The organism is Billgrantia hypersalina (genome assembly GCF_052584175.1).
Window position 1 is genome coordinate 68,806 of sequence record NZ_JBMIQI010000017.1, and the last position, 21,790, is coordinate 90,595.

General features: G+C 64.1%; 16 protein-coding genes. 7 read left to right on the forward strand and 9 right to left on the reverse strand.

Features of this window, described 5'->3' with window-relative positions:
* The first annotated feature begins 6 nt into the window (after positions 1-6).
* From ACOJCM_RS13355 to ACOJCM_RS13385, 7 genes are all read left to right on the forward strand, one after another.
* Positions 7-1,935 (forward strand): glycosyltransferase, encoded by a 1,929-nt coding sequence (locus ACOJCM_RS13355; protein ID WP_445212552.1) that lies wholly within the window; start codon positions 7-9, stop codon positions 1,933-1,935.
* 136 nt (positions 1,936-2,071) lie between these two features.
* Positions 2,072-3,535 carry an HlyD family efflux transporter periplasmic adaptor subunit gene (locus tag ACOJCM_RS13360; RefSeq protein WP_445212553.1) on the forward strand — a complete coding sequence of 488 codons (1,464 nt, stop codon included), beginning with the start codon at positions 2,072-2,074 and terminating at the stop codon, positions 3,533-3,535.
* The gene (locus tag ACOJCM_RS13365; protein WP_445212554.1) at positions 3,513-4,424 is read left to right on the forward strand and encodes a polysaccharide lyase; all 912 of its coding nucleotides are present in this window, start codon (positions 3,513-3,515) and stop codon (positions 4,422-4,424) included. The genes ACOJCM_RS13360 and ACOJCM_RS13365 overlap by 23 nt, the downstream gene beginning before the upstream one ends.
* Before the next feature lie 169 nt (positions 4,425-4,593).
* The gene (locus ACOJCM_RS13370) at positions 4,594-5,721 is read left to right on the forward strand and encodes an alginate lyase family protein (RefSeq protein ID WP_445212555.1); all 1,128 of its coding nucleotides are present in this window, start codon (positions 4,594-4,596) and stop codon (positions 5,719-5,721) included.
* Between the two features lie 34 nt (positions 5,722-5,755).
* The gene (locus tag ACOJCM_RS13375; protein ID WP_445212556.1) at positions 5,756-8,398 is read left to right on the forward strand and encodes a tetratricopeptide repeat protein; all 2,643 of its coding nucleotides are present in this window, start codon (positions 5,756-5,758) and stop codon (positions 8,396-8,398) included.
* Positions 8,399-8,463: 65 nt separating this feature from the next.
* On the forward strand, positions 8,464-9,354 hold the full coding sequence (locus ACOJCM_RS13380) for a polysaccharide lyase (RefSeq protein ID WP_445212557.1): 891 nt from the start codon (positions 8,464-8,466) through the stop codon (positions 9,352-9,354).
* Between the two features lie 87 nt (positions 9,355-9,441).
* Positions 9,442-10,659: an alginate lyase family protein gene (locus ACOJCM_RS13385; RefSeq protein WP_445212558.1), complete on the forward strand. Its 1,218-nt coding sequence runs from the start codon at positions 9,442-9,444 to the stop codon at positions 10,657-10,659.
* 67 nt (positions 10,660-10,726) lie between these two features.
* On the opposite strand, the gene ACOJCM_RS13390 is transcribed toward ACOJCM_RS13385, so the two are convergent.
* The 9 genes from ACOJCM_RS13390 to ACOJCM_RS13430 form a co-directional block, all read right to left on the reverse strand.
* On the reverse strand, positions 10,727-12,022 hold the full coding sequence (locus tag ACOJCM_RS13390; RefSeq protein ID WP_445212559.1) for an adenylosuccinate synthase: 1,296 nt from the start codon (positions 12,020-12,022) through the stop codon (positions 10,727-10,729).
* A 137-nt stretch (positions 12,023-12,159) separates the two neighbouring features.
* The gene (locus tag ACOJCM_RS13395) at positions 12,160-13,335 is read right to left on the reverse strand and encodes an ATP phosphoribosyltransferase regulatory subunit (RefSeq protein ID WP_445212560.1); all 1,176 of its coding nucleotides are present in this window, start codon (positions 13,333-13,335) and stop codon (positions 12,160-12,162) included.
* 183 nt (positions 13,336-13,518) lie between these two features.
* Positions 13,519-14,403 (reverse strand): protease modulator HflC, encoded by an 885-nt coding sequence (gene hflC / locus ACOJCM_RS13400; RefSeq protein ID WP_445212561.1) that lies wholly within the window; start codon positions 14,401-14,403, stop codon positions 13,519-13,521.
* Entirely contained in the window at positions 14,404-15,627 is a 1,224-nt protein-coding gene (gene hflK / locus ACOJCM_RS13405) for an FtsH protease activity modulator HflK (RefSeq protein ID WP_445212562.1), read from the reverse strand. It abuts the gene before it with no gap.
* Positions 15,628-15,775: 148 nt separating this feature from the next.
* Positions 15,776-17,092 carry a ribosome rescue GTPase HflX gene (hflX, locus tag ACOJCM_RS13410; protein WP_445212563.1) on the reverse strand — a complete coding sequence of 439 codons (1,317 nt, stop codon included), beginning with the start codon at positions 17,090-17,092 and terminating at the stop codon, positions 15,776-15,778.
* 8 nt (positions 17,093-17,100) lie between these two features.
* A complete protein-coding gene (gene hfq, locus ACOJCM_RS13415) occupies positions 17,101-17,352 on the reverse strand; it encodes an RNA chaperone Hfq (protein ID WP_445212564.1) in 252 nt (83 codons plus the stop codon).
* 89 nt (positions 17,353-17,441) lie between these two features.
* Entirely contained in the window at positions 17,442-18,380 is a 939-nt protein-coding gene (miaA, locus tag ACOJCM_RS13420) for a tRNA (adenosine(37)-N6)-dimethylallyltransferase MiaA (RefSeq protein ID WP_445212565.1), read from the reverse strand.
* Between the two features lie 14 nt (positions 18,381-18,394).
* Positions 18,395-20,374, reverse strand: coding sequence for a DNA mismatch repair endonuclease MutL (mutL, locus tag ACOJCM_RS13425; protein ID WP_445212566.1), 1,980 nt, complete (start codon positions 20,372-20,374; stop codon positions 18,395-18,397).
* A complete protein-coding gene (locus ACOJCM_RS13430; protein ID WP_445212791.1) occupies positions 20,371-21,777 on the reverse strand; it encodes an N-acetylmuramoyl-L-alanine amidase in 1,407 nt (468 codons plus the stop codon). Before ACOJCM_RS13430 ends, mutL begins: the two co-directional genes overlap by 4 nt.
* Positions 21,778-21,790: the final 13 nt, after the last annotated feature.

A 21,790-nucleotide genomic window follows, 5' to 3' on the forward strand; every position in this document is an offset into this window, starting at 1 on the left:
GTTCCGATGTCCGCTACTCCCCGCGACCCAACCACGGCCAGCCGGCTGACGGAGCTCATCACGTTCCTGTTCGGCCTGGCGCTGCTGATCGTCATCATCAGCGAGTTGCCGCCGGATGTCTTCTCGCCCGAGTCAAAGAGCTTCTTCTTCGTCATCGGCGGGATTGCCATCTGGCGCTACTCCTGGTGGGCCATCCAGGCAGTGCGCTCGCTGTGGTACAACCGCGTCGTCTTCCCGCGCATGCGCGACGAGGCCGATGCGGTCGGCGATATCGAGAAGGCGCCGGAGCTGTTCGTGCTGTGCACCTCCTTTCGCATCGAGGCCCAGGTCAACTTCCAGGTCTATGATGCGCTGATCCGGGAGGCGCGCGACTACGGCGTACCCACGACCATCTTCGCCTCCGTCTCGGATCGCACCGACGTGGATGTCATCACTCACGTCATGGACGATCACGGCTGGCCGCAGAACGTCGAAGTGCGCTACATGTTCCAGAAAGGGGACGGCAAGCGCTCGGCCATGGCCGAGGTGCTGCGGGCGATCTCCCGACGCCTGCCGGCGCCGGGTTCGCTGCTGATCTCGATGGATGGAGATATCCGTCTGGAGCCGGGCACGTTGTCCCGCTCGCTCTCCTTCTTTCTTTCCCAGGAGGATCTGGGGGCGCTGACGACCAACAACCGCGCGGAAGTGACCGGCAACGATGCCACTCGCGAGTGGTACGACCTGCGCTATGCACAGCGTCACTTGATGATGAGCTCGATGTCGCTTTCGCGCCGCCTGCTGGTGCTCACCGGCCGCTACAGCGTCTTTCGAGCCGACCTGGCCACCCAGCCCGACTTCATCGAGCTGATCGAGAGCGACCACGTCGACCATTGGCGCTTCGGCAACTTCAAGTTCCTGTCGGGCGACGACAAGTCTTCCTGGTACTGGCTACTAAAGAACGGCTGGCGCATGCTCTATATTCCCGATGTCTTCGTGACCGGGTTCGAGGAGCTTCCCGACCGACGCCGCTTCTTCGCCTCGACCACCGACCTGATGCGGCGCTGGTACGGCAACATGCTGCGCACCAGCAATCGCGCCATCGGCCTGGGGCCCCGCCCCATGGGGGTGTTCACCTGGTGGAGCCTGATCGATCAGCGCATCTCCATGTGGACGACGCTGGTAGGCCCCACGGTGGTGATCCTGGTGTCGCTGTTCATACGGCCCTCGTTCTTTTTCGCCTATGTGCTGTGGATTCTCTTCACGCGTAGTATTGCCACCTCGATCCTGGCATGGCAGCGCGGACGCTTCAGCCTGCTGTGGATTCCGCTGATCTACTACAACCAGGTCTGGGGAGCGATGCTGAAGACCTACGTCAGCTTTCGCTTCAATCGCCAGAAGTGGTCGCGACAGGGAATCTCAGCAGGCGAGCCGGACGATCCGGTCGCGGCGCGCAGGCAGCGACGCATGGGCCATGTGCTGCATGGCTTCGCCTACGGCGTTCTGCTCTTCGCCCTGATTCTCTCGACTGGCGTCATGACGCCCCCCGACCGGGCCACGCTGCATATCGCCCAGGACCGTTTATGGGAGCGCGGCCAGAATCCGGAGCGTCTCGATCGCTGGCTCGGCGCCAACCTCACCGACAAGACACGCGATTCGGTGCAGTTACCGCCAGGCCATTTTCGATTGAACGGCGATCTGCTCGAGACCCTGCAGCAGGACACCGTCGCGCTGGACAAGCGAATCCACGGTTCGGCCGGCGATACCCTGCTGGCCATTTCGCCGGACTTGGCAGAACGGCTGCAAGGGCCCGATGGCGAACCCGTTCGGAGTGCCGTGGAGTGCACCTTGGACGCCCACTGCCAGTTGGCCCTCGACGAAAAAAAACTGACCCTCGTCAATGTAAGACTCAGGGTCGAGCCCTCTGCCTCGAACGAGGTGGCAACGACTCATCCCTGACGCAAGGAGCGACCTAAGGATGGCAGACCAATTCTCAAACGATGACCCCAAACGGCATGAACCCACTCTGGGAGGAGACCGGTCAAGGACGCAAACCGGCGCTTCCCCAGACTCGGGAAATGCCGATCACGATAGCGTGCGCCTGACCCAAGGCGACCGGCTGCAGCACGAGCGTCGTGACGAACGGGGCTATATACGCGTTTCGCTGCCGTTTCGCGTCGATCTCGCCGATAGCGAAACCGAATTGAGCGGCAACGATGTCTCGCTGGGTGGCTTCTCCGCCCAGAGCAAGCGTGGCTTCGAACCTGGCGAGCGCATCTCCGCCTCCCTGTTGATGATGGCGGGGGCCACCGAACTGATCGTTCCGCTCCAGGCAGAATGCTTGCGTGCCACGCCCTCAGCCAGCGGTGAAGGGTATGACGTCAGCTTCGAAATCACCGAAATCGAGCCGCAGCATCGCGAGCTGCTGCGTCAGATCATTCGCAGCGCGCTGAGCGGCCGCTCGCCCAATGTCGAGGGGCTGCTGGGAGGGGAAGATCCCCAGACGCCGCGCAAACGGCAGGCAACCAAGCCCGTCCCGCCCGCACGGCCGCGAAAGCCCATGGGACGCTACATCCTGTTGTTCGTCGCCATCGGCCTGCTGGTGCTGGTAGGCGCCGCCACAGCCTATCGCAACTTCATGCTGATCGAGCCCAACTTCGCCGCCGTGACGGCACCGCGTATCGATGTCCGCGCCCCAAGCCCCGGCATCCTGGGTGAGCACGATCTCACGGCCGGGGACGAAGTCGAGCGCGACCAGCTGTTGACCAATGTCATCAACAGCGAACTGGAATCGGACCTGATCCTGGCCGAGGCGGCACTGGACTATAACAACCGCCTGCTAGAGAACCTGCGCGAGAGTATCGACGGTGGCATGCAGGAGGTCAGCCTGGCCAACTCGGCACAGCCGGCCAGCGGCGACACCATGACCTTCGAATCGGTCTCGCCGGAGATCGCCCAGGCCCGCATCGATCAGTTCGAGACGGTGCGCGACTACGAGAGCTCGCGTATCGCCGCGCTCGAGGCGCGCATGGCGAGTAATGACATCTACAGTCCCTGCGACTGCCTGGTGGCCTGGGCGCTAAGCAGCGCTGACGGGGTCTACATCAACGAGAGCGAGCGGATCATGACCCTGATCCGCACCGATGAAGACGACGTTCTGGTCGAGGCGCTGGTGCACATGAACGACATCAGCCGAATCGAACCCAACCAGCAAGCATACGTCACCCTGGCCAACGCCAACCAGCCGATCCGCGCCCGAGTACGCAACGTCGCCCTCGATGTCGAGCGTCAACCCCGTGCGGGCTTCCCCAGCTGGGTCCGGCAGCAGCAGAACGTGGCCAGCGTGCTGCTGGTCCCGGAGGAACCCCTGCCCGCAGACAGCGTGGGCCAGCCGGTAGATGTTCGCTTTACCGAAGCCCCGCTGCTGGGTGCCGCCTCGGAGCGAATCTGGCAAGGCGTGCGCTCCGTCATTCAGTTCGGCGACGACATCTATCGCGCCGCCGTGGAGGACAGCAACGCCGACATGGAGGACACCGATGAAACAACCGATGAAGGGTAAACATTGCCAGTCATGCCCCGGCCTGGGGCATGCAGGGCCGCTGCTGGGCGCGCTGCTGCTGCCGTTTCTGCCGTTTCTGCCGTTTGCCGCCGTTCATGCCGACGAGGCCGAGGATGCTCTCGTCAGTATTCCCCAGGAGGCATCCTGCTCCCAGCGTTACCCGCAGGCCGAATCGCCCCGTCCGAATACCACCGCCGGGGACAAGGAAGGCATACGCCAGGGTTTCCATACCAAGCGAGACTGGGGGACGGAGGAGAACGTCGATCTGCTCGGCAGTGAGGAGACCGGCGTTGGCGAACCCGGCCTGCGCGTACACTACCCGGCGGGTACGTCCTCACCCGGCGAGGAGCCCAAGGGGGGGGCCGGCTTCTACAGCGACCCCCCATCGCTACGTGGCGCCGAGCAAGCTTGCCTGAGCTATATGGTCCGTTTTCCCTCCGACTTCGATTTCGTGAAAGGAGGCAAGCTGCCGGGGCTCTATGGTGGCGAAGCTCCCTCCGGAGGCGAGGACGTCGACGGCGAGAGCGGCTTCTCGATGCGCCTGATGTGGCGCGAAGAGGGGGAAGGCGAGCTATACCCTTATGTGGTCGGCTTCGAAGGCGATTCGGTCGGCCGTGGCTTCTGGCGCTTCCCGCTCGGCCAATGGGTGACTATCGAGCAGGAGATCGTGCTCAACGACCCCGGTCAGGAAAATGGTATCGCTCGGCTCTGGGTCGACGGCAGGCCGGTGCTGGAACAGCAGAACATCGTCTATCGCACCACACCGGAGCTCACCATCGACGGCTTGATGTTCTCCACCTTCTTTGGCGGTACCGGCGAAGGCTGGCGCACGCCACGCGATCAGTACGTGGACTTCGCCGCCTTCCGATTCTACACCCCGCGAAATTGACCGCTTGCTTATAAGCACCCATGGAGCAACGCCGAACATGCCCCTCAGCTTAGTAAATGGATTTACCACAAGATTGCTGTGCGCGCTTCCCGTCGCCCTGATGGCGACGGGAAGCGCCAACGTATCGGGCAATTCCCATCTAAGCGACACGCTTACGAGAGAAGAGCGCTTGGCCCTCGATCTCTCGGAGTACCAAGTCAACGATACGAATGCCAGCTACTTCGATGTGGAAGCGCGCATGGCACTGTTGGAGGAAACGGACAACCCGATCCTGCTGCAGCTCAAGGATGAACTCACCCTTGGCCCTAGCTGTCAGCAACTTCTCAATCAAGAGCCGCTCACCACGCGCGGCGCCATTCCTGGCTACTATCCCAGCCCAGAAGCTTGGGAACTGGCGTCAGAACCCTTGTTCGCTTTCGAGGATAGTGTCTCGAATCTTGCCGGCGCTTTCGTCGCCAGTGGCGACGCTTTCTATGCCGACTGTCTGGTGCGGTATCTCCATCACTGGGCCGATGCCAAAGCAATCACCACCTTTATCTTCGACTCCAACGAGCCGCAGGCCTGGTTCGCCTCGGAGTCGATGCTGTTCGCCGCCGCCATGGCCTACTCCATCGTGCGCCCTTATGTCGATGGCTTGGAGGAGGAGCGCCAAGTGGTAGAGGAGTGGCTGCATGGGCTTGCCCTTCAGCACTCGGCCTTCCCCGGCGAACCGGAAGAGAGCTGCTGTAATAACCACTTCTATCGCCGCGCGCTCTACGCCAGCATGATCGGCGTCCTGGTCGAGGATGACGACCTGTTTCGCTTCGGGGTCAGTGCGGTTTATTCGGCCCTGCACGATTTGACTTCGGAAGGCGCCCTGCCCCTCGAGGTCAGCCGCGGTCGACGCGCCACGCACTATCAGAACTATGGCTTGAACTACCTCATCACCAATATGCAAATCATTCATCGTCAGGGTTATGACATTTTTGATCTGCATTACAACGGTAGCAACATCCATATGGCCGTCGATTTCCTTTTCCGGATTCTCGAAGATCCGGCGGCTCTGGGAGATTACGCCCCGCGCGAGCAATACACCGGGTTTCTACGCGACCCTCAGTACTTCACCTGGATGGATATCTACCTCAACCATTTCGACCATGAAGCGATGGATGACTTCGTGGCCCGAGTACGTCCCACCTACAACCGCAGTGCGGGCGGCTACATCACGCTCTACTTCATGGATCCCGAGGATCAGCAGCACGTCTACATGAACGAGCGGAGGCGCCAGACCGAAGCCTTCCGGGGCTTGGACGACTGAGAGGCCCAGAACCACAAACGACGGAGGGGAACACATGGAAAGGAAACACGATAGGACTCGACTCATCCCCTCGCCGCGGCTGGCCGCGGCGTTGACCTTGTCGGCTTGGCTTGCCGGTTGCGCGGTCACTTCGGAGCCGCCCGGCGGCGACCACGCGCGACCCATCCCCGAGCAGCACGAGGCCTGGTTTGCCGGCGGCCTGGAGGCAGACATCGACTCCGGGGACTGGAGCCGGATCAACCGAGCCCAGGACTTCATCGACGAGGGGCGCTACGACGACGCCATCGACTACCTGGAACCCCTGGTGGCTCGGGACGTGCCGCCCGCCTACTACGAAATGGCCAAGCTCTACGACCAGGGGCTCGGGGTCGAGGAGAACCCCAATGAGGCAGCACGTCTGTACGGGCGGGCCATCGAACGGCCCTCCTCCATACGCGGCCATGCCTCGCTCAACCTCGCCCGGCTCTATCTCGAAGGTCGCGGCGTCGAGCGCAACGACGTCCTTGCCTACTACCTGCTGTGGCAAGCCAAGGACGCCGACCTCGACCGCAATGCCGAAGTCCTGCTTGCCGAGCTCCTCGCCGAAGGCGGCGAAGGCGTCGAGGCGGACCCGGAACTGGCACGCGAACTCTACGAGCAGGCGGCAGCCCAGGGGCAGGAACAGGCATTCGAGGCGCTGGCGAAAGCGCACGCTTCCGGCGGCTGGCTTGAGGAGGACCCGGCAGAAGCGATGGATTATGCCCAGCGCTACGCGGAGGTACTTCAGGAGGAGGCTGCCGATGGCGACGTCGACGCCATGCTCCAGCTGGCTTCGCTGTACTCCGCCGAGGGATTGCTGGGCGACCAACCGGAGCAGCGCATCCAATGGCTGCAACGGGCTGCCGAAGCCGGCGACCTCGACGCCCTGGCCCGAGCGGGTCGCGACATGACACAAGCCGGTGAATATCGGCAAGGCATCGAATTGCTGGAAGACGCCGCTCGCCAGGGCCATGTGGAGGCCATGACCTACCTCGGCCAGGCGCTGCTCGAGCCAGAATCCGGCCAACCGGAGCCAGTACGCGCCGAACGCTGGCTGCGCGAGGCCGCCGAGGCCGGTTCGGTCGATGCTCAGGTGATCCTGGGTCGCGCGCTGGTCGAGGGCCAGGGCGGCCTCAACGACCTGCCGCGAGGCATGAGCCTGCTCGAGCAGGCGGCCGAGCGCAACCACCCGCTGGCACTCGCGCAACTGGGCTCGCTCTACATGGACGACGAAAGGGTCGCCGGGCAGCCCTACGTCGCCGTCGACTATCTCGAACGCGGCCACGAACTCGGCCACCCCTGGGCCACTCAGCAGCTCGGGGCCGCCTACCTGGACGGGCGTGGCATAGAGCAGAACCCCGAGCGCGCCCAGGAACTTCTGCGCAGCGCTGCCGAACGTGGCCAGAGCGGCGCCATGCGCATCCTGGGTGAAGCCTATCTGGAAGGCGAGGCCCTGCCCTTCCACCCCAGCCGCGGCGAAGCGTTGCTGACTCAGGCAGCCCAGGCCGGAGATACCACCGCCATGACCCAGCTTGGCGAGGCCTATCTCGACGGCCCCTTGGATGGCAATCCCTCGGAGGGGGTTCGGCTGTTGACCCAGGCCGCCCAGCAGGGCGACGCCTATGCCATGGTGGTATTGGGCCGCGCTTATCGCAACGGCGACGGAGTCGAGCGTGACCTCAGCGAAGCCAACCGCTGGTTGACTCGGGCGAGAGAAGCCGGACATGAATCCGCCGACGATGCGCTCACCTACGTGCAGCGCGACCTGGGCGCTGAAGGCAATATCGAGGCACTCGTCGCTGCGGCGGAAGACGGGCACCCAGGCGCCATGGCGGACCTTGGGCGCGCCTTTCTCGACGGCGATGGGCTCGAACGCGATCCGCAGAGAGCCGAGCGCTGGCTCGAACGAGCCCACCAGGAAGGACATGCCGGCGCCGCGGCAAGCCTCGGCCGCCTGTATCTCGACAGAGGCGATAGCGAGCGCGCCGTCGACTATCTGGAGGCCGCCGTGTCCAGAGGGCATGCCGCTGCGCGTGCCGACCTCGGCGAAGCTTACCTGACTGGCAATCATGTCGAGCGGGATGTGGATCGTGGCCTGGAACTGCTTACCGAGGCCGCCGAATCCGGCGCGCATCATGCTGCCTTCCTGCTGGGAGAAGCCTACCAGAACGGCGACGGCGTGGACGCGGACGCCGAGCAGGCCGAGCGCTGGTATCAGCAGGCCAGCGATGCCGGCGCCGTTTATGCCCGTGCCGCTCTTGGCCTCGCCTTGATGCGTGGCGAGGGTGCCATCGCCCAGGATGTCGAGCGAGGCCACGAGCTTCTCCTCGACGCCGCCGAGCAGGGCCATCCCGGCGCCCAGGCCTCCCTGGGCCGTGAGTATCTGCGCGGCGAGAACGTCGAGCTGGATCCCGAACGCGGCGCCAACTATCTCTACGAGGCGGCCAGTCAGGGACACCGTAGCGCCCGCCTGGCGCTGGCCGAGGCCTACCTCTCGGCCCGCGGTCTGGAACAGGCCAATCAGGAGCAGGCTCTGCTCTGGCTCGACGATGTCTTCGAAAGCGAGGGACAGCTCGCCGTCGAGACACTGCGTCAACTCCTTACCGACGAAGAGGCGCTTGCCGCCGCCAGCGATGTGGAGGTGGAAGGAGAGGAGTGATGCGCCTGCTGCCCGTCGGGGAGCTTCCCCGGCGGGGCTTCCATTTCTCAACAGAAGAGGCAAGCATGACGGAAGCGACGCAATGGACAGCACGAGCCACGTCATGGCTATTGGGACTGGCGAGCCTCGGATTCGGGCTCGCTCCCGCCCATGCCGACGATGGTGAGCCCCCTTCTACCCCGCGGCTTTCCCCCTGCTCGGAGCGCTATCCCGTCGAGACCGCCCTACGGCCCTCGGGTTGGCTGGAAGGGGGCAAGGATAGCGTGCGCGAGGATTACGATTCGTCCCGAGATTGGGGCACGGAGGAAAACGCGCTCATTGTAAACCCCCTGGCCAGCGGGTTACTGGAGCCTGCCCTGCGCGTTCTCTATCCCAAGGACAGCTCTTCGCCGAGCGATGCGGATGAGGACGGGATACCGCGTGGTGGCCTGGGCTTCTACACAGAAGAGAAACACTTGCAGGGAGCCGACCGGGTATGTCTACACTATCGGTTACGGTTCGAAGCGAATTTTGACTTCGTAAAGGGAGGTAAACTGCCTGGCCTGTATGGCGGCGAGGCGCCCAGCGGAGGGGAAGAAGTCACCGGCGAGAACGGCTACTCCATGCGCCTGATGTGGCGCGAGGATGGCCAGGGCGAACTCTACGCTTACCTGGTCGACCGCGAAGGCGAATCGATAGGACGCGGGAGCTGGTCTTTCCCGACCGGTCGCTGGGTGACCGTCGAGCAGGAGCTGATCCTCAACGATCCTGATGAAAGGGACGGAATCTTTCGTGTCTGGATCGACGGCTGGCCTGTCCTTGAGCAGCGCAATCTCGTCTATCGCACCACTGAGGAATTGGGTATCGACGGGCTGATGTTCTCGACCTTCTTTGGCGGTACGGGGGAGGAGTGGCGTACGCCACGTGACCAGCATGTCGACTTCGCTGCCTTTCGACTGTTCGCTTTCGAGCCATAGGAACGGCTGACAACCAGCCGAAGCGTTATCAATGCAGGAGGCAGATACGCTATGGCGCGATCAATAGGAAACCTAGGACCGCAAACCTTGCTTCGCCTGGGTGGCATGGCCACATGCCTGGCTTTGGCATGGGGGAGCATCGACCAGGCTGGGGCCCTGTCGCTCGAAGAGCGAGAGGAGCTGGACCTGTCCGATTACAGCGTCACTGACCCCGACGCTTCTTATTTTGAAGTCAGCGAGCGCATGGAGCTGCTCCACGAGACGGAAAACAGCCTGTTGATGCAGCACCGGGAGGAGCTGGCCAAATACGCACCCAGCTGTCGACAGCGGCTGGAGATCCCGACCATCACCAAGAAGATGCGCATCCCGGGCTTCTACCCCACGCCCGATGACTGGAAGCTTGCCACCGAACCGCTGTTCAAGTTCGAGGATACCGTCTCGGAGCTTGCCGGCGCCTACGTTGCCAGCGGCAGTGACTATTACGCCGAATGCCTGGTCCAGTTCCTCGACAAGTGGGCCCAGGACGACGCCCTGCTGGACTTCCATTACCACTGGGAGCAACCCCAGGCCTGGTTCTCGCTGGAATCGATGATCTTCGCGGCCGGCATGGCCTACTCCGTGGTCCGCCCTCATGTGGAAGGCATGGACGAGGAGAAACGCCGGGTCGAGGAGTGGCTCAACGAGTGGGCCAGCGTGCACATGGAGATCGAAGGAGCCGACAGCAGCTGCTGCAATAACCACTTCTATCGTCGCGCTCTATACGCCTCTATGGTGGGAGTACTGACCGAAGATGACGACATGTTCCGCTTCGGCGTCAGCGCCATCTACTCCGCGCTGCATGACTTGACCGAAGAGGGGGCCTTTCCCCTCGAGATGGAGCGCGGCCGGCGTGCCACCCACTACCAGAACTACGCCCTGCTCTACCTCATCCCCATCATGGAGATCACCGCGCGCCAGGGTTACGAAGTCTACGACATGGAGATCGAAGACAATTCGATACACGATGCAGTGGACTTCGCCATGGACATTCTCGAGGATCCTTCCAAACTGGGCGACCTGGCGCCGCGTGAGCAGTACACGGGCTTCCTCAAGGACAACCAGTACTTCGCTTGGATGGAAATGTATCGCGCGCGCTTCGGTGAATCCCGCTTCGATGATTTCCTGGCCTCGATGCGCCCCATCTACAATCGCGGCGCCGGCGGCTACGCCACACTCTACTTCATGGAGCCCGAGGCACAGCAGCAGATACGCCACGACGAGGAAGAACGCCAGACGCGAGCTTTCGAAGGGCTATCGAGCCACTGAAGCAAGATGATACGAACAGGGCCGGCACCAAGTGCCGGCCCTTTTGCAAGACATGCTTGGCGAGTCTTCAGCCCTCGAACGGATTGCGCAGCACGATGGTCTCGTTGCGGTCAGGGCCGGTCGAGACGATGTCGATCGAGGTGCCCACTTTCTCCTCGAGAAAGCTGATATACGAGCGTGCGTTGGCCGGCAGATCCTCGATCCGCTTGGCACCCAGGGTCGACTCACTCCAGCCCGGCAGGTCTTCATAGACCGGCTCGACCGCCTCGTAGCCCTCGGAGTCGACCGGATTGTCGAGCACGTCGCCATCCTTGCTGCGATACCCCACGCAGACCCGGATGTTCTCGAGTCCGTCGAGGACGTCGAGCTTGGTCAGGCAGATCCCCGAGACCGAGTTGATCTGCACGGCATGGCGCAGGGCCACGGCATCGAACCAGCCACAGCGGCGCGGGCGCCCCGTGGTGGCTCCGAATTCGTGCCCCCGCTCGGCCAGATGACGGCCATGCTCGTCGAACAGCTCGGTGGGGAACGGGCCAGAGCCGACACGGGTGGTATAAGCCTTGGTGATACCGAGCACGTAATCGAGATAAAGCGGACCGACGCCCGAGCCCGTGGCGGTCCCCCCCGCCGTGGTGTTGGAGCTGGTGACGAACGGATAGGTACCGTGATCAATGTCGAGCAAGGAGCCCTGGGCACCTTCGAAAAGGATATTTTCGCCGGCACGGCGCAGTTCATGCACCAGGCTGACGGTATCGCAAACCATGGGCCGCAGCTCTTCGGCCATGGCCATGGCGCTGTCCAGCACCTCCTGGAAGTCGACCGCCTTCTCGCCGTGGTAATTGACCAGCACGAAGTTATGGTAGTCGAGCACCTCGCCCAGCTTGGAGGCGAAACGTTCGCGATGCAGCATGTCGCCCAGGCGCAGGCCGCGACGTGCCACCTTGTCCTCGTAGGCCGGGCCGATGCCACGGCCGGTGGTACCGATCTTGGCCACGCCGCGGGCTTTCTCCCGCGCCAGGTCGAGACGCACATGGTAGGGCAGGATGAGCGGGCAAGCCGGCGAGAGACGCAGGCGCTGGCGCACGGGAACGCCCTTGTTCTCGAGCTCGCGAATCTCCTTGATGAGCGCCTCGGGTGACAGCACCACGCCGTTGCCTATCACGCAGGTCTTGTCTTGGCGCAGGATTCCGGAGGGAATCAGGTGCAGGACGGTCTTCTCGCCGTCGATGACCAGGGTATGGCCGGCGTTGTGCCCCCCCTGGAAACGCACCACCGCAGAAGCGGATTCGGTCAGGAGGTCGACCACCTTGCCCTTGCCTTCATCTCCCCACTGAGTACCCAGTACGACTACGTTCTTGCCCATTGTGTCTCGTCTCTCGTGTCAGCGCCGCGTAAGTGCGCGTCGATGATCCGGCCCAGCGGGCCGCGCTCGTCATCCGGCCCGCATGCCGGGATCGTTCCAATCAGGCGTTGCGTTCGGGCATCGGCCAATGCCAACGCCTAGAGTGCCTCCGTCTGCCAGCGGCCGTCGACCATGACCAGCCGTCGGCGGCAGCGGTGTGCTTCGGGAGGCGTCGCCTGTCCCGGCAAGGCCTGCACCACCCGATGCCCGCCGTCGCGCAGCGCGGCGATGGCCTCCGCCACGCCCTCTCCTGCCGCCGGCGCCCAGATTCCATCGCAGGCCGGTTCGCTCTGGACCAGCGTGGCGAGCAACTTGAGATCCATCGAGAAGCCGGTGGCGGGTCGCGCACGTCCGAAGGCACGCCCGGTATCGTCGTATCGACCTCCCTTGGCCAAGGCCTGACCGTAGCCCGGTACGAAAGCCGCAAACATCATCCCGGTGTGGTACTGGTAGCCACGCAGTTCGGCCAGGTCGAAATAGAACGCGACCTCAGGGTGCTCCGCCACTACACCCTGGTAGAGGGCCCTGAGCTGCGCCAATGCCTCGGCCACGGCAGCCGGCGCACCGGCAAAGGCTTCTCCCGCGACATCCAGCACTTCCGGCCCGCCGTGCAAGGTGCCCAACGCACGGAACATGTCCGCCAAGGCGGGATCGTGCACGCTGGCTGCGACCTGCTCGGCCAGCGCGCCGGGGGACTTGAGCTCCAGCGCCTCGAACAAGGCGCGTTCCCGTTCACGGTCCAGCTCAGCGGCCTGCACCAGGCTACGATAGATGCCGATATGGCCCAACGCCAAGTGCAGCTCAGCGGCGCCGGCCGCCTTGAGGCTCAACAGGGCCAGGCGCAAGATCTCGAGATCGGCTTCCAGGCCGGCATGACCGAACAGCTCGACGCCGACCTGTACCGGGCTACGCCCACCCTGGTGCTGGTCGGCCTTGGCCCGCAGCACGTTGGTGCAGTAGCACAGGCGAGCCGGCCCCTGGTGCCGCATGGAGTGGGCATCCATGCGCGCCACCTGAGGCGTCACATCGGCGCTCACCCCCATCAGGCGGCCGGTCAACTGGTCGGTCAACTTGAACGTCTGAAGATCCAGGTCGGTACCGGTGCCGGTCAGCAGGGAGTCGAGAAACTCCACGGGTGGCGGCATTACCTGGTCGTATCCCCAACGGTAGTAGAGGTCGAGCAGCGTTCGACGCAACTCCTCCATGCGGCTGGCCTGGGGCGGCAGCACTTCATCCATGCCGTCGGGCAGCAGCCAGCGGTCAGCAATGGTCATGTCGTCCATCCTGCAAGGCGATTGGGCGGGGCGAACAAAAAAGAGACGTCAGCGTGAAAAAAGCCCACAAAAAAACCGGGCCACGCCCGGTTGACGGATTCTATCACGTTTGACGGCCGGTTGAACCCACCGAATTCAGCTCGAAGGGAGCGACCGGCGCACTGCCGGCCGCTCCCGCCAGGCTCACTCCTCGTCCTGAACTTCAGGGCTACGCAGATAGCGGAAGAAATCGCTGGTCGGATCCAGCACCAGCATGTCCCGCTCGCCGTCGAAGCTGTCGCGATAGGCGTTGAGGCTGCGCCAGAAGCTGAAGAACTCCTGATTCTGGCCATAGGCCTCGGAGAAGATCGCTGCCGCCTCGGCATCGCCTTCACCGCGCAGGGTCTCGGCCCGCTCGGTGGCCTGAGCCAGCAGTACCTGACGCCGGCGGTCGGCGTTGGCACGGATGCGTTCGGCTTCCTCCTGGCCCTGGGCACGCCATTCGCGAGCCTCTCGCTCACGCTCGGAGCGCATGCGCTCGTAAACCGCAGCCGAGACGTCATCGGGCAGATCGATACGTTTGACACGCACGTCGAGGATCGCCACGCCCAACTCATCGCGAAGCAACTCGTCCAACTCCTGGGTCGGCCCCGTCATCAGATCGTCGCGACGTTCGGCGATGATTTGCTGGAGGTCAAGGCGGCCGAACTCGTTACGCAAGCTCTCGTCGACCCGCGGCTGAATCAGGCGTATCGCCATCATCTCGTCGCCTGCCGTTGCCTCGTAGTAGCGTGTGGGATTGACCACCTGCCACTTGACGTAGGAATCCACGATGACCGCTTTCTGCTCGAGCGTCAGGTAGCGGCTGGCATCGGTATCCAGCGTCAGGACCCGGGTGTCGAACTTCCGCACGGTCTGGGTGATCGGCACCTTGAAGTGCAGCCCAGGCTGGATGTTCTCCTCGATGACCTCGCCGAAACGCAGCTTCACTGCGCGCTCGGTCTCGTCGACCACGTATAGCGTGTTGCTGGCAAGCCAGGCCACGGCGGCAAGGCCGCCCACGATGATCAAGGAACGATTGTTGACCATTTAGCGACCCTCCCGGCGGATGCCACCGCTATTGCTGCTCTGCTGCGTCGAGGAAGAGCTGCGCAGGCGCTCGAGTACGCGTGGGTCGAGCTCGCCCTCTTCGCCGCGATCCGTCTCGCCACTGTCCTCGCCACCCGTTCCACCGGGCCGCTGGTCCAATGGGAGATACATCAGCGGCGCATCGTCGCGCACGTCGATCAGGACCTTCGGCGTCCTCCCGAACACGTCGGCCATGGTGTCGATGTAGAGGCGTTCGCGCATGATGTCCGGTGCGTTGCGGTACTGAGTCAGCAGCGCATTGAAGCGGTTGACCTGACCCTGGGCCTCGGCCACCACCGACTCGCGATACCCCTGCCCCTGCTCGACCAGGCGCTGAGCCTGACCTTGGGCGGCCGGGATGATGGCATTGGCGTAGGCCATGCCCTCGTTGATGGTCCGCTGACGATCCTCGCGGGCCCGGATCACGTCGTCGAAGGCATCGATGACCGGTGCAGGCGCCGACGTCGACTCGATGTTGATGGTCTGCAGGCGAATGCCGGTGCCGTAGCTGTCCAGATAGGTTTGCAGGCGGCTCGCCACGGAGCTACCGAGAATCTCGCGCCCGGAGGTCAGGATCTCGATCATGTCCGTGCCACCGACCACGTGACGCAGGGCGCTGTCCAGGGCGTTCTCGATGGAAAGCTGGGGGTTGCGTACGTTGAGCACGAAGTCGCGTGGGCTCGCCACCTGATACTGGGCCGAGATCTCGACCTCGACGATGTTCTCGTCGCGGGTCAGCATCGACTGGGTCTGGGTCAACGAACGCACGCGGGTCACGTTGACCATGCGCACATCATCGATCAGGGGCGGATTCCAATGCAGGCCGGGGCCCACCACGGTCTGGAACTCGCCGAAGCGTAGCACTACGCCACGCTCGGCCTGATCGACCAGGTAGAAGCCCATCGCGCCCCAGATGCCCAGGGCAATGACCAGCAACAGCCCCGGCAGCGCAAAGGTATTGCGCGGACGGCCACCGCCGCCCTTGCCACCGCGACCGCCGCCGCCCTTGCCACCTCGTCCACCGAGCATGTTGTTGAGCTTGTCCTGAAATTTCTTCAGGGCCTCGTCAAGGTCGGGTGGCCCCTGGTTGCCCCCACGATTACCGCCGCCATTGCCACCTCCGCGTCGGCCCCCTCCACTCCAGGGATCATGCTGATTGCCGCCACCCGGCTCATTCCAAGCCATACGTCGTCTCCACTCTGCGTTACCTCCCTGTCGGCATCACGATCCGCCGCCCGGGAAGGTCGGTTGCTATCCTGTAAGGACGCCCAGGGCGCCTGATGCCGTTATTTCTTTAGGGGAAACCCATCCAGTCGGCCAGGACAACCGGGGGTCACTCATCCCACACCGGCCGATCATGCAACTCGGACGGAAGATACTCCTCCGCCCGCTCTCCCGACCTGGCCATCAACTGCAGGAAATCGCGCCGAGGCAGGCGTACGTCGAGGCGTACCGTCCCGCCCTCTTCGTAATGTTCTTCTCTTACGGCGCCAAGCTCATGCAAGCCGGCTCTCAGGCGACCCTGCTGCGGTGAAAGTTGCATGCTGAAATCGAGCACGTCTTCCGCCAGACAATCTGACAAGGCCTGCCCCAGCAGCTCGAGCCCGCGCCCATCGCGTGCCGAGAGCCAGACCACTTCGGGCCTGCCCTGCCCATCCCGCTCGATACGCGGCGCACTGTCGAGCAGGTCGATCTTGTTCATCACCTTGAGCATCGGCACGTCGAGCGCGCCGATCTCATCGAGCACGCCTTCCACCTGGGCGACATTGAGGTCGCGGTCGGGGTCGGCGGCATCGATCACATGCACCAGCAGCGACGCCTCGGCCGCCTCCTGGAGGGTGGCCTGAAAGGCCTCCACCAGCTTGTGCGGAAGATGGCGAATGAAACCGACGGTATCCGCCAGCACCACCGGGCCGACGTCGCTGACCTCCAGACGCCGCAAGGTCGGGTCGAGCGTAGCGAACAGCTGGTCGGCCGCATAGACCTCCGACGAGGTCAGCGCGTTGAACAGGGTCGACTTGCCGGCGTTGGTATAGCCCACCAGCGACACGCTGGGAATCTCGGCCCGGGCACGCGCGCGGCGGTTCTGGCTGCGCTGGCTGCGCACCTTGTCGAGGCGCTTGTGTATGGCCTTGATGCGAGCCCGAAGCAGGCGTCGGTCGGTTTCCAGCTGGGTCTCGCCGGGCCCGCGCAGGCCGATACCGCCCTTCTGACGCTCCAGGTGGGTCCAGCCCCGTACCAGGCGAGTGGACATGTACTCCAGCTGCGCCAGCTCGACCTGCAGCTTGCCCTCATGGGTACGGGCGCGCTGGGCGAAGATATCGAGAATCAGCCCCGTGCGGTCGAGCACGCGGCATTTGAGCTGTCGCTCCAGGTTGCGTTCCTGGGAAGGGCTCAAACCATGGTTGAAGATCACCAGCTCGGCACCGTGGACTCGCAGTGCTTCGCCGAGCTCCTCTACCTTGCCGCTACCGATGAAGGTACGCGGATCGGGCCGATGCCGGCTGCCGGTAAGCAGCATGGCCGGCTCGGCGCCGGCGGAACGGACCAGCTCCATGAACTCGCCCGGATCCTCGCGTTCGCGTTCGTCCTGGAAGTCGACATGCACCAGTACTGCCGTTTCGCCGGCATCGGGTCGTTCAAAAAACAATCAATACCTCACACGTTGCTGTCCGGCTGGGCCGAAGGATCCTGCGGCGGCAACCGCACGTTGCGCGAAGGCACCACGGTGGAGATGGCATGCTTGTAGACCATCTGACTGACGGTGTTGCGCAGCAGAATCACGAACTGATCGAACGACTCGATCTGTCCCTGCAGCTTGATGCCGTTGACCAGGAAAATCGAAACCGGAATGCGCTCCTTGCGCAGAATGTTCAGGTACGGGTCTTGAAGGGACTGCCCTTTGGACATGTTACCTCTCCCTAAATCGTTCTAATGAGGGGTGGAAGTTGTGTTCTTTCTCGGCTGGTCACCCGGCCACTCGAAGCCAACATCTTACGCTAAGAGCCCGATTCACGCACGAAATTCAGGACATTGCCCAGTGCATCCGGGCTCTGGCTATCGACCCAGTGCAGCTCCGGCCAGCTGCGCAGCCAGGTCAACTGGCGCTTGGCCAACTGTCGCGTCGCCACGATGGTACGGTGGCGCAAGTGCTCGAGGTCACCCTGACCGTCGAGGTATTCCCAAACCTGACGGTAGCCCACGCTCTTCATCGAAGGCAGCCCCACATGCAGGTCGCCACGCGCTCTGAGCGACTCGACTTCTGCGATGAGGCCGGCCTCCAGCATGACGTCGAAGCGTGACGCGATCCGTTCATGCAGGACCCCACGATCGAAAGGCGTGAAACCTATCGACAGCACTTCCCACGGGAAGGTTTCAGGCCGCTGGCGTCGCCATAGCTCGGTGAGCGTCGTGCCGCTGGCGCGATAGACCTCCAACGCCCGCATCAGGCGCTGAGGATCGTTGGGATGGATGCGCCTGGCGGCCTCCGGGTCGACCCTGGCCAGCTCGGCGTGCAAGCCAGCCAGACCATGCCGCTCGGCCTCGCCTGCCAGCTCGGCGCGAAGCGCCGGGTCTGCCGGCGGCAGGTTGGCCACCCCCTCTAGGAGCCGCTTGGCATACATCATGGTCCCGCCGACCAGTAGCGGGATATGGCCGGCTGCGGTGATACGCCGCATCTCTCGGCGGGCATCCTCGCGGAAATCCGCCGCCGAGTAGGGATCGGCAGGATCGCGAATGTCGATCAGGCGATGCGGCGCCAGTGCCAGCTCCTCGGGCGAAGGCTTGGCACTGCCGATGTCCATGCCGCGATACACCATCGCCGAATCCATGCTGATCAGCTCGCAGTCGAGTCGCTCGTGCAGAGCAATCGCCAGATCGGTCTTGCCAGCGGCGGTGGGGCCCATCAACAGGATGGCAAGGGGACGACGCTGCGACATCGACAAACGCTTCCTTACTGCCCACGCAGGAACAGGCGATCGAGCTGCTTGAGCGACATCTCGGTCCAGGTGGGGCGGCCGTGATTGCACTGCCCGCTTCGCTCGGTGCGCTCCATGTCGCGTAGCAGGGCGTTCATCTCGGCCGTGGTCAGGCGTCGGTTGGCTCGTACACTGCCGTGGCAGGCCATGGTGGCCAGCAGTTCGTTGATGCGAGCCTCGAGGCGATCGGAGCGACCGTAGCGTTCGAGATCGCCCAGCATGTCGCGAATCAGCGGCTCGACGTCGGCATCGGCCAGCAGCGTCGGTACCTGACGCACCAGCAGCGTCTCCGGCCCGGCCACGTCGAGTTCGACACCCAAACGGCTGAACGCCGCCCGCTCGGCTTCGGCAGTGGCCACTTCGGCGTGGCTCGCCGCCATCGACACCGGCACCAGCAACGGCTGCGCCTCCAGCGCCCCACCGTGGACCTGAGTCTTCATGCGCTCGTAAACGATACGCTCGTGAGCGGCGTGCATATCGACGATGATCATGCCCTGCGCCGTCTGCGACAGGATGTAGACGCCGTGCAGCTGGGCAATGGCGAAACCCAGCGGTGGAATGCCACTGCCATCTTCATGGTCCGGCAAGCCCTGTTCACGCTCGGCTCCCCCCTGACCGGATAGGGTTAGGGGCCTGGCAGTTGCCGACGCCCCCTCCGGTTCGCCTGTCGCCGTTGCAGTCGTTGCTGGCAAGGTGGCGTCATCACCATCGGTGGGCTGCGGCGTGAGCAGGTGCGCCTCGTGTTGGGGGTGAAGCGCGCGATAACCGCTCATGAAGGCGCGCACACGATCGGCCGTCACCTGCTTCGCGCCGTCGGGCGTCTCGTGCAGCCGCATGGGCTGCTGTTGCCAGCGCGCCGCGGGCTCGCGGATTGCATTGTCAGCCGCACCGGGTTCGGGCGCATCGTCTTGGTACGATTCACGCTCGGCCGGGCGCGCTTCGGCCAGTGCGCGATGCAGGCTGGAAAACAGGAAGTCGTGTACCAGACGGCCATCGCGGAAGCGGACTTCGTGCTTTGTCGGGTGCACGTTGACGTCAACTACCGTGGGGTCGACCTCCAGATAGAGGACGAAGACCGGATGGCGGCCATGGAACAGCACGTCGCGGTAGGCCTGGCGGATGGCATGCGCCACCAGCCGGTCGCGCACGACCCGGCCATTGACGAAGAAGTACTGCTGGTCGGCCTGGGCGCGTGAATGGGTGGGCAAGCCGACCCAGCCCCACAGGCGCAAGCTGCCGGCCGCCAGGTCGAGATGCAAGGCATTGTCGAGGAAGCCCTTGCCCAGTAGCGCGGCAATGCGTCGCTCGCGCCGTGCGGCATCGTCGCCCGACGGCAGCTGGTGGATAGTCTTCTGGTTGTGCCGCAGGACCCAGGTGATGTCGAAGCGCGACAGCGCCAGGCGGCGGAAGGCCTCTTCCACGTGACCGTATTCGGTCTTCTCGGTACGCAGGAACTTGCGGCGTGCCGGGGTGTTGAAGAACAGGTCGCGTACCGTCACCGAGGTACCGCGGGGATGAGGTGCCGGCGTGACGCGAGGCTCCATCTGACGCCCTTCCGCCACCACCCGCCAGCCGCTGCGCGGGTCGTCTTCGGCATTGGCGACGAGCTCGAGGCGCGAAACCGAGCTGATCGAAGCCAGCGCCTCGCCACGAAAGCCGAGACTCGCCACCCCTTCGAGATCCTCCAACGAAGCGATCTTGCTGGTGGCATGGCGCGACAGGGCCAGCGGCAGGTCGGCCTCTCCGATACCGCAGCCGTCGTCGCGTACGCGGATCATTCGCGCGCCGCCAGCCTCGAGCTCTACCTCGATGCGAGTGCTACCGGCATCGATGGCGTTCTCGACGAGTTCCTTGACGACCGAGGCCGGCCGCTCCACCACCTCGCCGGCGGCAATCTGGTTGGCGAGCCTGGGGTCGAGGACCCGGATGCGGTGGGTTTCGTCGACTACCGTCATGAGCGGGGAATCCGTAGGACCTGTCCGACGCGGATCACGTCGCCGTTGAGTTCGTTGGCCTGCTTGAGCTGTGCCACCGGCACGCCATGGCGCGCCGCAATCTGCGACAGGGTATCGCCCGGCTGGATACGGTATTCGTTGCCTGAGGGCGTGCGCTGATTGTCTCGCTGCCAGGCCAACAGGCTGGCCGGCGGCGGGTTGCTGTTGAAGTGCGCCCGCAACCCGGCAAAGATGGATTCGGCCATGCGCTGCTGATGCCCCGAGTCGCGCAGGCGACGCTCCTCGTCCGGGTTGGAGATGAAACCGGTTTCGATCAGCAGCGAAGGAATGTCGGGCGACTTCAGCACCATGAATCCGGCCTGTTCGACACGCGGCTTGTGCAGGCGATTGACGCGCCCCAACTGATCGAGAACCTGACCGCCGATGGCCAGGGAGTCGTTCAGCGTGGCGGTCATGGTCAGGTCGAGCAGCACGCCGCGCAGCACCTCATCCTTGTCATTGAGCGAAAGATTGCCGTCCACGCCGCCGATCAGGTCGGCTTCGTTCTCGCTGGCCGCCAGCCACTGGGCGGTTTCCGACGTGGCACCGCGCTGTGACAGCGCATAGACGGAGCTGCCGCTGGGGCGTGGGCTGTTGAAGGCATCGGCATGGATGGAGACGAAGAAGTCGGCCTTCTGCTCCCGCGCGATCCGGGTTCGCTGCCGCAGCCCGACGTAGTAGTCACCATCGCGGATCATCACGGCGCGAAACCCTTCGGTATCGTCGACCAGGCGCTGCAGGCGTCGACTGATGTCCATCACGACGTCCTTCTCCCGCGTGCCGCTGGGGCCGATGGCGCCCGGATCCTCGCCGCCATGGCCGGCGTCGATGGCAATAATGATGTCGCGACGAGGGTGCGGTGCTGCCGGCTGCTGGGCCACCACCTCGGGGTCGACGCGAGGGGCTTCGCCATCCGCCTCGCCGCGATGCCGATTGGCTGCGATCTCCTGTTCGCGAATCATCGCCTCGATGGGATCGATGGGATTCTGCACCGCGCTCTCGCCGGGATACTCCATGTCGACCACCAGGCGGTGACCATACTGCTCGTTGGGAGGCAACGTGAAGTGGCGCGGCTCCACCTCGCGCGAAAGCTCCAGCACGACCCGCAGCCCTCCGCCGTCGCGCACCCCGCTACGCACCGCCGTGATGGCGCTACCCTCCAGCTCCAGGCTCGCCAGGTCGGTATCGAGTCCGCTCTGGTCGAGATCGATCACCAGGCGCTGCGGGTCGTCCAGCGTGAAGACCTTGGCCTCGGCATGGTCGGAGAGGTCGAATACCAGGCGCGCATGGTCCGGCGCCGCCCACAGGCGGATGTTGTCAACCTGGGCCGCCCGAACGGGCGCGACCAGCGTCGTCATCAACATCAGGGCCAACAGG